The sequence below is a fragment of the Streptomyces sp. NPDC058401 genome (assembly GCF_042722885.1).
Lineage (GTDB): Bacteria > Actinomycetota > Actinomycetes > Streptomycetales > Streptomycetaceae > Streptomyces.
Window position 1 is genome coordinate 1 of sequence record NZ_JBHXKA010000194.1, and the last position, 11,015, is coordinate 11,015.

General features: G+C 71.6%; 8 protein-coding genes. 2 read left to right on the top strand and 6 right to left on the bottom strand.

Translation table 11 applies throughout. From position 1 onward, the window contains the following. Positions 1 to 83: 83 nt before the first annotated feature. Positions 84 to 2,186, bottom strand: a complete 2,103-nt coding sequence (locus tag ACFWNV_RS37245; protein ID WP_383955974.1) for a PhoX family protein — start codon at positions 2,184 to 2,186, stop codon at positions 84 to 86. A 292-nt stretch (positions 2,187 to 2,478) separates the two neighbouring features. On the opposite strand from ACFWNV_RS37245, the gene ACFWNV_RS37250 reads away from it, so the two are divergent. Continuing rightward, the gene (locus tag ACFWNV_RS37250; protein WP_383955977.1) at positions 2,479 to 4,257 is read left to right on the top strand and encodes a VWA domain-containing protein; all 1,779 of its coding nucleotides are present in this window, start codon (positions 2,479 to 2,481) and stop codon (positions 4,255 to 4,257) included. Between the two features lie 117 nt (positions 4,258 to 4,374). On the opposite strand, the gene ACFWNV_RS37255 is transcribed toward ACFWNV_RS37250, so the two are convergent. The 5 genes from ACFWNV_RS37255 to ACFWNV_RS37275 form a co-directional block, all read right to left on the bottom strand. After that, the gene (locus ACFWNV_RS37255) at positions 4,375 to 6,033 is read right to left on the bottom strand and encodes an FG-GAP-like repeat-containing protein (RefSeq protein ID WP_383955979.1); all 1,659 of its coding nucleotides are present in this window, start codon (positions 6,031 to 6,033) and stop codon (positions 4,375 to 4,377) included. Between the two features lie 119 nt (positions 6,034 to 6,152). Beyond that, positions 6,153 to 7,307, bottom strand: a complete 1,155-nt coding sequence (locus ACFWNV_RS37260; RefSeq protein ID WP_383955982.1) for a transglycosylase family protein — start codon at positions 7,305 to 7,307, stop codon at positions 6,153 to 6,155. Between the two features lie 164 nt (positions 7,308 to 7,471). Then, positions 7,472 to 8,821, bottom strand: a complete 1,350-nt coding sequence (locus ACFWNV_RS37265) for an FG-GAP-like repeat-containing protein (RefSeq protein ID WP_383955986.1) — start codon at positions 8,819 to 8,821, stop codon at positions 7,472 to 7,474. 383 nt (positions 8,822 to 9,204) lie between these two features. Beyond that, positions 9,205 to 9,477, bottom strand: coding sequence for a hypothetical protein (locus tag ACFWNV_RS37270; protein WP_383955989.1), 273 nt, complete (start codon positions 9,475 to 9,477; stop codon positions 9,205 to 9,207). A gap of 2 nt (positions 9,478 to 9,479) precedes the next feature. Beyond that, positions 9,480 to 9,671, bottom strand: coding sequence for a hypothetical protein (locus ACFWNV_RS37275; protein ID WP_383955992.1), 192 nt, complete (start codon positions 9,669 to 9,671; stop codon positions 9,480 to 9,482). A gap of 368 nt (positions 9,672 to 10,039) precedes the next feature. Here ACFWNV_RS37275 and ACFWNV_RS37280 point away from each other — a divergent pair, with 368 nt between their 5' ends. Beyond that, positions 10,040 to 10,945, top strand: a complete 906-nt coding sequence (locus tag ACFWNV_RS37280) for a LuxR C-terminal-related transcriptional regulator (RefSeq protein WP_383955995.1) — start codon at positions 10,040 to 10,042, stop codon at positions 10,943 to 10,945. Positions 10,946 to 11,015 lie beyond the last annotated feature (70 nt).

Below are 11,015 nucleotides of genomic sequence, written 5' to 3' on the forward strand. Positions count from 1 at the left end.
GCCCGGCTTTTGTGGGGGGGCGGTGTTTTTTCCCCTTCAAAAATCCCCCGCCCCCGCTCGGGTCAACTCACCACGGCCGGGCGTCAGACGCCGATGTTCTTGCCGTCCTTGCGCCAGACCGACACGACCGCCGGGCGGACGATCTTGCCGGGACCGTCGGGCCACACCGACTGCGGCTTCTCGACGGACGCACCGTCGATCTCGCCCGGGTGCTGCACGGACACCAGGACGCGCTTGTCCTGGATGAGCGGGCCACAGGTCTCGGCGCCGCGCGGAACGGTCAGGAACTGCTTCAGCTCACCACGGCGCTCACCTGCGGTCGCGACGCCGAACAGGCCGTCGTGCGAGCCGAGCTGGTTGCCGTCGGTGGAGATCCACAGGTTGCCGTGCGGGTCGAAGGCCACGTTGTCCGGGCAGGAGATCGGGCTGACCTTGTCCTTCGGGAAGCCCGCGAAGTAGGTGGCCGGGTCGTTCGGGTCACCCGCGACCAGGAAGAGGCGCCAGGCGAAGCCGTCGCCGGCCGGGTCGTCGAAGTTCTCGGCGAGCTCCAGGATCTGGCCGTGCTTGTTCAGGTTGCGCGGGTTGGCCTCGGTGGCGCCTTCCTTGCCGGGCTTGCCGCGGTCCGTGTTGTTCGTGAGCGCGATGTAGACGCGGCCGGTGCGCGGGGACGGCTCCACGTCCTCGGGACGGTCCATCTTGGTCGCGCCGACCTTGTCACCGGCGAGGCGCGTGAAGACGGACACCTCTTCGGCGGTCATGCCCTCGACGTGCGAGACGTTCCCGGTGGGAGCGGAGGTGAGGAGCTTGATCCAGACGCCGGAACCGTCGAACTCGCCGTCGGAGGGGAGCTTGCCGGTGCCGTCGATCTCCGCGGCCGGGGTGTCGCCGGTGAGCCTGGCGACGTAGAGGGTGCCCTCGTCGAGCAGCGTGAGGTTGTGCTCCTTCGCCGCGCGCGAGTCGCCCTTCTTCATCTGCTTCGACGAGACGAACTTGTAGAAGTAGTCGAAGCGCTCGTCGTCGCCCATGTAGACGACGGGGCGGCCGTCCTCGGTCAGGCGGGGCTGCGCGGCCTCGTGCTTGAAGCGGCCGAGGGCGGTGCGCTTGCGCGGGACGGAGTTCACGTCGTACGGGTCCAGCTCGACGACCCAGCCGAAGCGGTGCGACTCGTTGGGCTCCTGGGCGACGTCGAAGCGCTTGTCGAACCGCTCCCACTTGCGCTCGGTGGCGCCTGCGGTCACGCCGTAGCGCTTCAGGCGGGCCGCCTGGGTGGGCTCGGTGACCAGGCCGGCGTTGCCGAAGTACTGGTTGAAGTTCTCCTCGCCGTGGAGGGTGGTGCCCCACGGGGTGGTGCCGCCGGCGCAGTTGTTGAGGGTGCCGAGCACCTTGGTGCCGGTGGCGTCGACCGAGGTCTTCACCAGGTCGGTGCCGGCGGCCGGACCGGTCAGCCGGAACTCGCTGGTGGCGGTCAGGCGGCGGTTGAGGCGGTGGCGGCTGATGGCCGTCAGCTTGCCGCTGCGGTGGTCCTCCTGGACCGCGACCACGGACAGGCCGTGCGCGGCCCAGGCGATCTCGACCTGCTCGCGGGTCGGGTTGGCCGGGTCGTACGCCTTGAACATGAGGTTCTCGTCCGTGTACTCGTGGTTGGCCACGAGCAGCTGCTGGCGCTCGTAGTCGCCGCCGAGCGGGAGCAGGCTGAGGAAGTCGTTGTTGTAGCCGAACTGACCGGCCTGGGCGGCGGCGGTCTGCTTGTCCGGGTTGAAGCCCGGCGCGCCCTTGACGATCGGGTCGCCCCAGCGGATGACCACGTTCTGCTCGTGGCCCTCGGGGATCGTGACCTGGTCGACGGTGTTCGGCGCGACGGGCTTGAAGCGCAGGCCGCGGGCACCCTGCGCGTTGACCCCGGCGGCGCCGGCGCGCTGCGCGTCGGCGGTGGGGTCGGCGGAGGCGGCGGAGCCGTTGCCGCTCAGCGTGAGGGCGGTACCGGCGGCCGAGGCGACTGTGACGACCGCGGCGGAGCGGAGCATCGCGCGGCGGGAGTAGGCGCGGGCTATGACGTCGCCGACGTACTCGTTGTCACTGGTGTTCGGCACCTCGTGGAAGCAGGCGTCGCCGCAGCGGTAGCGGCAGGTGAGAGCGGAACGGCCGCCCCCGTGGGAAGTGCCGATGAGCGGCAGGAGCTTGCGCACGAGTGTCCTCCGTAGATGCACGGTCCCCGACAACGTGTCGGAACCATCCGTCGGTGACGCTATGGGCGGGTTGCGCCGAAGCGGCGGCCGATGGATGAACGGCCGGTGAATCCGGCACGTCGGAGCGGCAGTTCAGGGGCGGAACGGGTGTGTTTGGGCCGCGGGCGCCACGAAAGGTGCCCCTCCCGAAGTTCCAGCCAAGGGGCCGATAACCTTACGTGTCCACTCTGGGCAGGGATCTACCGCGCCTCACGGACAAATGACGCACGCACTCATGCGAAAGGCCTGGCCCATGGGTATTCGGAGCTTGTTGCGCAAGGTGTTCGGACGGACTACGGAACAGGTTCCGGAGACGACCGGCGCCACTTCGGCGGCCCTCCCGAGCCAGACCGAACGCACCCCCCTGGACGCGGCCGCCGAACTGGTCGCCGCCTCCTTCGACAACCCCACCGTTCCCCCGCAGTCCTCCCCCCGGGACCGCGAACCGGGCACGGTGCTCACCGCCCCGGCCCCGGCCCCCAACCCGGACCCCACGGTCCCGGAGGCCCGCCGGTCCCCCTCCGGGGGTTCCCCGTCCACCCCGGCGCCGACCCCGGCCGCCGCGGAAGCGGAGCCCGTCGCCGCCGAAGCGGAACCGGTCGCCGAGGCTGAGGCCCCGGTCGCCGAGACCGCGGCCGCCGCAGAAGAGGCCCCCGAGGCAGCACCGGAGCCCGCCACCACCCCGGAGCCGCTCGCGGCCGAGGCCGCCGTGACGGAGCCCGAGGCCGAAGCCGAGGTCAAGGTCGAAGCCGAGGTCTCGGCTGAGCCGGCGGCCGAAGCAGCCGCGAGCGAGCCCAAGGCCGAGCCCGAGGTCGAGGCAGACGCCGAGCCCGAGGCGATCACCGCTCCGGCCGCAGAGGCCGAGCCCGAGGCGATCACCGCTCCGGCCGCAGAGGCCGAGCCCGAGGCAGCCGCCCCCGAGGCGGAGCCGGAGGCGGAAGCCGAGCCGCTCACCGCGGAGGCCGAGCCGGAGCCGGAGGCCGCCGAGGCGGACACCGAGCCGCAGGCCGACGTAACCACCCCGGACGCGAACCCCGAGCCCGAGGCGGAGCCCGTCACGGCCGAGGCCGAACCCCTCACCGAGCCCGAGCCCGTGGCCGCGCCGCAGGCGCAGGCCACGGAGACCGCCGAGCCGGAGCCCGTCACGGCCGAGGCCGAGGCCGAGGCCATCACCGAGGCGGAGGCCGTCGCGGCCGAGGCCGAGGTCGTCGCCGAGGCGGAGGCCATCGTCGCCGAGGCGGAGGCCATCACCGAGGTCGAGCCCGAGGTCGAGATCGAGCCCGAGCCGGTGGCGGCCGCCCCCGACGCAGAGTCCGCCCCGGCGGCCGAGGCCGACCTCCTCCCCGCCGACGCCGCCGCAGGCGGCCCCGCGCACGACCTCGCCGCCCTCAAGCGGCAGGCGCCCCCGCTCGCAGCCGCGTACAAGGCCGCCGGACAGGTCCTGCGCACCAAGGGGAAGGCGGGCGCCCGCGCCACCGTGTTCCTCGTGCTCGACCGGTCGGGCTCGATGCGTCCGTTCTACAAGGACGGCAGCGTCCAGCACCTCGCCGACCACGCCCTCGCCCTCGCCGCCCACCTCGACGAAGAGGCCACCGTCCGTACGGTGTTCTTCTCCACCGAGCTGGACGGCACGGCCGACCTGTCCCTCGACGCGTACGACGGGGCCTGGGTCGAGGCCCGGCACGCGGAGCTCGGCCGGATGGGCCGCACCAGCTACCACGTGGCCGTCGAGGCCGTCGTCGAGCGCTACCAGAAGGACGGCGGCGAGGGCCCGGCCCTGGTCGTGTTCCAGACGGACGGTGCGCCCGACAGCGTCCGCCCGGCCCGCGAGGCGATCGCCGAGGCGGCCACCACCGCCCCCGGCATCCACTGGCAGTTCGTCGCCTTCGGCGAGCACGAAGCCAAGGCCTTCGACTTCCTGCGCAAGCTGTCCGCCGAAAACTCCGACAACGTCGGCTTCTTCCACGCCGGCCCCGCCCCGGCCGAGCTGACCTCGGCGGCCCTCCTCAAGGGCCTGGTCCAGGGACTCTGAGGCCCCGCCACCACGCGGCCACCGGCATCACGCCACCGCCCCCGACCGGGTTCCCGGTCGGGGGCGGTGGCGTGTCACGGGCGGGGCGCGCAGGCGGTGGCCCGCCCCGCCTGCGGATCAGAACAGCATTCCGCCGGCCGGGTAGCCGCTGCCCACTTTGGCCGGGGCCCCGAAGCCGTCTCCCGTGCTGTTGCCCTTCAGCAGGAAGAGTCCGCCGGCGGTGTCCCGGGCCAGCAGGTCGGCCTTGCCGTCGGCGGTGATGTCGCCGGGCGAGAGCACCGCGTCGTATCCGGCCGTGCCCGAGCCGATCTTCAGCCGGGGCGCGTACCCGCCCGCGCCGTCGCCCTTGTACAGGTACAGGTCCCCGGCGGGCTCACGCCCGATCAGGTCGGTCCGGCCGTCACCGGTGAAGTCGCCGGGCGAGAACAGGTCGGCGTAGATGCCCCAGTTCGTACCGATCTTCACCGGAGCCGCGTAGGCGGCGGCCGCCGTGCCCTTGTGGAGCCACAGGCCTCCGTCCGCGTCGCGGGTGATCAGGTCGGCCCGGCCGTCGCCGGAGAAGTCGCCGGGCGAGACCAGCTTGTCCCAGGCTCCCCAGCCGGTGCCCGCGGAGACCCGGGTCGATCCCGAGTAGGCGCCGGTCGCATCGGCCGGGTAGTGCCACAGCCCGCCCGCGGAGTCGACGGCCGCGAGGGTGGACGTACCGTTCAGGCGCACCACCCGCGCGATGCTCTGCCAGCCGCTGCCGGTCTTGCACGCGGCGGCCAGGCTGCCCCCGCGGCCGGAGTAGCGGAACAGCGCGCCGGACGCGTCCCGGCTGAAGAGCGCACCGGCGGCCGGTGTGAAGGGCCCGCAGTCGGCCCAGGTGGCCGCACCCCGGACCATCTGGTGGTCCGAGACGGAGGGGTCGAGCGCAAGCACGTCGCCCTTCGGTGACTTGAAGTGCTTCGAGCTGAAGAGGACGTAGTCGAGCTTCTTGCCGTCCCGGGTCGGTTCGCCGGAGCGGCAGCGCTGCTCCTGGCCCACCGTGCAGGCGGCCGGGTCGAAGAACTCGCCGTCGGTCTCGTCCGCCTCGATGAAGGTGCCGCGGGCGTTGTCGTTGATGCCCGTGTCGTAGAGCGGGGTGAGCGTGGAGGTGCGGGGCGAGTGGTTGAAGTCGCCGCCGAGCACCACCGGTATGCCCTGGTCCTGCCAGGCCTTGGCCTGGGTCGCCAGCCGCTCGGCCTCCGGCGCGGCGAGCGTCCCGTTGTCCCAGTAGAGATGCACCGAGCAGGCCCAGTTGACCCGGTTCTGCACCTGGTTCTTCACGCACGGAACCTTGATCGGCTCGCTCTCTCCGCCGACCGTCAGGTCCAGTTCCACGGACTCGGAGACCGGCCCCCTGACGAGTACCGCGTTGCCGTAGTCGTGACCGCCGCAGACCGACGGGTTCCCGGTCAGGGTCGCACTGTACGAGCCGTGGAACCCCAGGGGCGCCAGGCGCTTGAGGACCTCGTCGTACTGCGGGCGGCACACCTCCTGGAGGAAGATCTGGTCCGCGTTCCAGGTGGTGACGGCCGCCTGGGCGACGATGCTGTCGATCCGCTTCTGCTGGTCGTACGAGGCGCCGGAGCAGACGTTGCCGCAGATGTTGTAGCTGACGAAGCGCAGGGGCGGGGCGGTGGAGGCGCTGACCGTGTCGGCCTGGGCCGGGACGGCGCCGACCGCGAGGGCGGCGAGAGCGAGGACCGCCGAGCCGGCGGCGGCGGCCCAGAGGGCGGTGGGGCGACGGGACATGCTGGGGCTCCAGGAAGGGGTCGGGAGGCGGGGCCGAGGGCGCCGCGGGCCGAGGGCGGCGGGGTTCGGCCCGAGTGGCGGGGCGGCGGGGCGGGGGCTTCCCACGCGACGCCGCGCTGCTACCAGTTGGTGCCGATCTGGGTGCGGCTGCCGCCCGCGAAGGTCGGGCCGGTGTACCGGTAGAGGTTGCCGTTGGCCTTCTCGACGGCCACCAGGTCGCCCTTGCCGTCGCCGGTCACATCGCCGACACCGGCCAGCGAGCGCATCGAGTCCCAGTTGGAGCCGACCTTGACCATGGAAGAGCCGGTGTACGAGGGGCCGGAGTAGCGGTTCAGATCGCCGGTCGTGGCGTTGACCGCCACGATGTCCGCCTTGCCGTCACCCGTCACGTCGCCGATTCCGGTGATCGAGGAGTAGATGTTCCAGCCCGTGCCGATCTTGACCGCGGAGCCGCCCGTGTAGGACGGGCCCGAGTAGCGGTACAGGTCTCCGGAGCTCTTCTCGACCGCGATGATGTCGCCCTGGCCGTCACCGGTCACGTCCCCGACCGAGGTGATGTTCTTCATCGTGTCCCAGTTGGTGCCGACCTTGACCCGGGAGGAGCCGCCGAAGGTGGGGCCCGCGTAGCGGTACAGGTCCCCGGTGTTCTTCTCCACGGCGAGGAGGTCGCCCTTGCCGTCACCGGTCACGTCCCCGATGCCGACGATCTCGCTCATGCTGTTCCAGCCGAAGCCCAGCTTGACCCGGGCGCCGGAGGCACCGCTGAAGTTCGGGCCCGAGTACCGGTAGAGGTCTCCGCTGTCCACTTCGACGGCGACCATGTCGCCCTTCCCGTCGCCGGTCAGGTCACCGACGCCGGTCAGGTTGGTCATCTGGCCCTGCGGGCCCTCGGGTTCGGACGGGTAGGGGTCGGCGTGGTCGGCGCCGAGGTTGGCGGCCGGGCCGCAGTTCGGCCAGGCTCCCTGGCCCTGGGTGGCGAGGACCTTCTCGGCTATGCGGATCTGCTGTTCCTTGGTCGCCTGGTGGGCGTACGCCGCGTACTTGGTGCCGCCGAAGGCCTCCCAGGTGGACTTGGTGAACTGGAGTCCTCCGTAGAAGCCGTGGCCGGTGTTGCTGGCCCAGTTCCCGGTGCTCTCGCACTGGGCGACCTTGTCCCAGGTGGCTATGGAGGCGGCCGCGGCGGGAGCGGCGGTCAGCAGGGGGATGGTCAGGGCGGCGACGGGGGCGGCGACCAGGGCCAGCAGGACGGACTTCTTCCGGAAGAGCGGACGCATGACAGACAGACCTCGGGGTTCTCGCGGGAGGGCGGAGCAGGGAAGAGCGGGGCGGCGGCGGACGGCCGCAGGCAGGGGGCACGGCGGGGCCGGGGCCGAGGTGGCCGGGGGCGGCCCCGCCGTGCGGGGAGGGTGGTCTCGGGGACCGGATCAGACCGGGCGGACTACCACTTGGTGCCGATCTTCACCGCGGCGCCGCCGTTGAAGTCGGGGCCGGAGTAGCGGAAGAGGAACCCGGTGGACGCGTTGACCGCGAGGAGGTCCGGGACGCCGTCCTTGTTCAGGTCGCCGGGGCCGGTCAGGTTGACCATCTGGTCCCAGTTGGTGCCGATCTTGACCCGGCTGCCGCCGTTGAACGAGGGGCCGGAGTAGCGGTACAGATCGCCGGTCTCCGTCTCGACCGCGACGATGTCGCTCTTGCCGTCGCCCGTGAGGTCGCCGACGCCGACCAGCCGGTCGTAGACGTTCCACCCGGTTCCGATCTTGACCGCGGAGCCGCCCGTGAACGACGGACCGGAGTAGCGGTACAGATCGCCGGTGCTCGACTCGATCGCGAGGATGTCGCTCTTGCCGTCGCCCGTGAGGTCGCCGACCGAGGTCATGCCGTGCATGGAGTCCCAGTTCGACCCGATCTTGGTCCGCGTGCCGCCGGCGAACGAGGGGCCGTTGTAGCGGTAGAGGTCGCCCGTCGTGGCCTCGGTGGCGATGATGTCGCCCACGCCGTCGCCGTTCTGGTCGCCCACACCCACCAGGTCGCCCATGGTGTCCCAGTTGCTGCCGATCTTGACGCGGGCGGTGCCGCCGGTGAAGTTGGGGCCGGAGTAGCGGAAGAGCTCGCCGGTCGTGGCGTCCACGGCGATCACGTCGCCGACGCCGTCCCCGGTGATGTCCCCGACCGACGTCACGTCGGTCATGCCCTTGTCGGGAACCGCGACCGGGGACTCGACCACCTTGTTGTAGCGGTAGCCGCTCATGCCCTGACCGACGATGGAGCTCCTGGTGGTCTTGACGTGGCGGGCGTTGGTGTCCCTCTTGGCGTGCTCGTAGATCCACATCTCGGTATGCGAGGAGTCGGTCCACTTGTCGAACAGCACGACGTGGGAGGAGACGTTGTTGAGGGCGTCGCCGGGCTGGAGCTCGTCCAGGCTGGCGAGCTTGGTGGAGTAGTTGGGCAGGGTCCCGGTGACGGCGCCGATCCCGGCGTTGAGGTGCCAGGCCATGGAGACCAGACCGGAGCAGTCGGTGCGGTAGGGCCGGCCCTGCGGGTCCCGGTAGGTGGCCCCCTGGTTGTACGGAACCTGTGCGTCGACCCAGGTCTGGGCCCGCTGGAGTATCTCGCTCTGGGTGATCTGGCCGCCCAGGGTCGAGGTGGCCGCGGCCAGTGTGACGGCACGGGCCTCCGGGGGCGTGGCGGCGTGGGAGGGGAGCGTGCCACCGAGCGCCACCGCGGCGAGAGAGGTGGCCACCAGGGCGGTGCGGGTGGCGGTACGGACGGCCTTATTGGACATGCGCATGACAGAACTCCTGTGTGTGAAGACATGGATGAGCGAAGCGAAGTGGGGTATTGCGGAGGCTCTGGAGGCGTGCGGCCTGGTCACGACGGCCGGGGGCGGTCGGGCGGCACGCGGGTACGACAGTGGGAAGGACACCGCGGGGGGTCACGGGCGCCACGACGGGCGGCCTCGTGACGGCCGGGCGGGGCGGGGAACGACCAGGTGGGGAACGACCGGTGGGGCAGGGGCCGTTCAGGTAAGGGAGAGAACGATCAGGTACGGCATCGGCCGGTCAGGTGCGTCAGGGGCCGGTCGGATACGACAGAGCCTGGTCAGGTACGACAGGGGCCGGTGTCAGATGGGGAGCCGCCTCGCGGCAGCGCAATCCCCGACGGCCGTCGCCGTCAGCCGAGCGGGGGCGCGGCCACCGTGTAGCCCTGGGCCGCCAGGGCGTTGCCGGCCCGTTCCAGGAGGGTCCGTGCGCCGAGCTGGGCGCGGGCTTCGGATGTGCCGCCCATCAGGGCGACTGCCTCCAAGCCGTTGCGGGTCCGGCGCACCCTGAGGTGTTCGAGGTCCACTTCCGGATCGGCGTGGGCCCACAGTAAGTCCTCCAGCAGAGCCATGCGGTCCGGGCTTTCGGACCCGCCGCCGGCCAACAGGATGACGATCATGTGCATCGCTAGTCCCAGCCCATCCCGTTCGTGCCGACCGCCGGAGCGCCGACCGCGGAGCCGGCCGGAGCGGCGACCGTGGTGGGCGCCGGGGCGTCCCAGCCCATCCCGCCGCCGAAGCCCGACCCCGTCACGGTGAAGAGGACCGTGAAGGCGGCGGGGGCGAGCACTGCGGCGACGATACGGGCGGACCTGGACATCGGAAACTCCCTGAAGGATCGGATGGGCTCTGACGCGTTTCCCGGCCGGGGATCCGGGCCCTTTCCGCGGCCCCGCTCCCTTCCGGTGAACACCATCCTGTCCGCCCCCGAACGCCCCCGGAAGGGCTGCCGACTGGCATCAAGGTGCGGGCACCTTGATGCCACCCCACCGTAACGATCTTGCAGATCACCTCCCCCGGCAAGGACAATCGGTGCAGGGGATGCATCCCACCGCGCGACATCTGAAGGATGGTCCCGCGGTTGCTCGATTTGGGGGAATCGACATGTTGGAAACACTTGGTCTGGGCCGGTCCGTGGAAGCGGTCTACCGAGGACTGCTGGATGAACCAAGCGCAGGAGTAGCCGAGTTGTGTCTCGCGCTGGAACTCCCGGAGGCGGAAGTACGCGCCGGCCTGGACCGGCTGATCGACCTGGAGCTGCTCCAGCCCTCCCGGGACGTACCGGGAGCGCTGCGTACCGTCAGCCCGGACGTCGGCCTGGAGATGATCCTGCGCAGGCAGGAAGCCGAGGTGCTGCGCCGCCAGGAGGAGCTGATGCGCGGCAAGGCGGCCGTGGCACGGATGGTGGCCGGGCTCGAATCGGCCCGCCCGGAGCGGGACGTGGACGCCTTCGAGCGGCTCGTCGGACTGGACTCCGTCCAGGACCGGCTGCGCGAGCTGACCCGCGACCTCCGCGAGGAATGCCTGTCCATCATGCCCGGGGGCGCGCAGTCGCAGGCGGGCCTCGACGCCTCGCGCCCGCTGGACGAGGACCTGCTGGGCCGGGGGGTGTCGATGAGGACGCTCTACCAGGACAGTGTGCGCAACGATCCCGCCACCCACGCCTACGCGCGCTGGATGACGGACCTGGGCGGCGAGGTGCGCACCAGCCCGATCGTGCCGCCCAGGCTGCTCGTCGTCGACCGGACCACCGCTCTGGTCCCCGTGGACCCCGACAACAGCCGGGCGGGCGCCCTGTGCACCACTTCGCCCGGCATGGTGAGCTCGCTGGTCTCCTTGTTCGAGCGGGCCTGGCAGGCCGCCGTACCGCTGGGGGCGGACACCCGGAGCCGCGCCGACGACGAGGAACTCAACGCGACCGAGCGGGAGTTGCTCAAACTGCTGGCCGGCGGGCTCACCGACGAGGCGGCCGGGAAGCGGCTGGGCCTCTCCCTGCGCACCGTCCGCCGGCAGATGGCGGGGCTGATGGAACGGCTGGGGGCAGGCAGCCGTTTCGAGGCGGGGCTGGAGGCGGGCAGGCGCGGCTGGATCTGACCCGGCCGGGCCGCGGGCTTCACACGAGGACACGAGGACACGAGGAGGGGCCCGGGATCCGTACGGATCC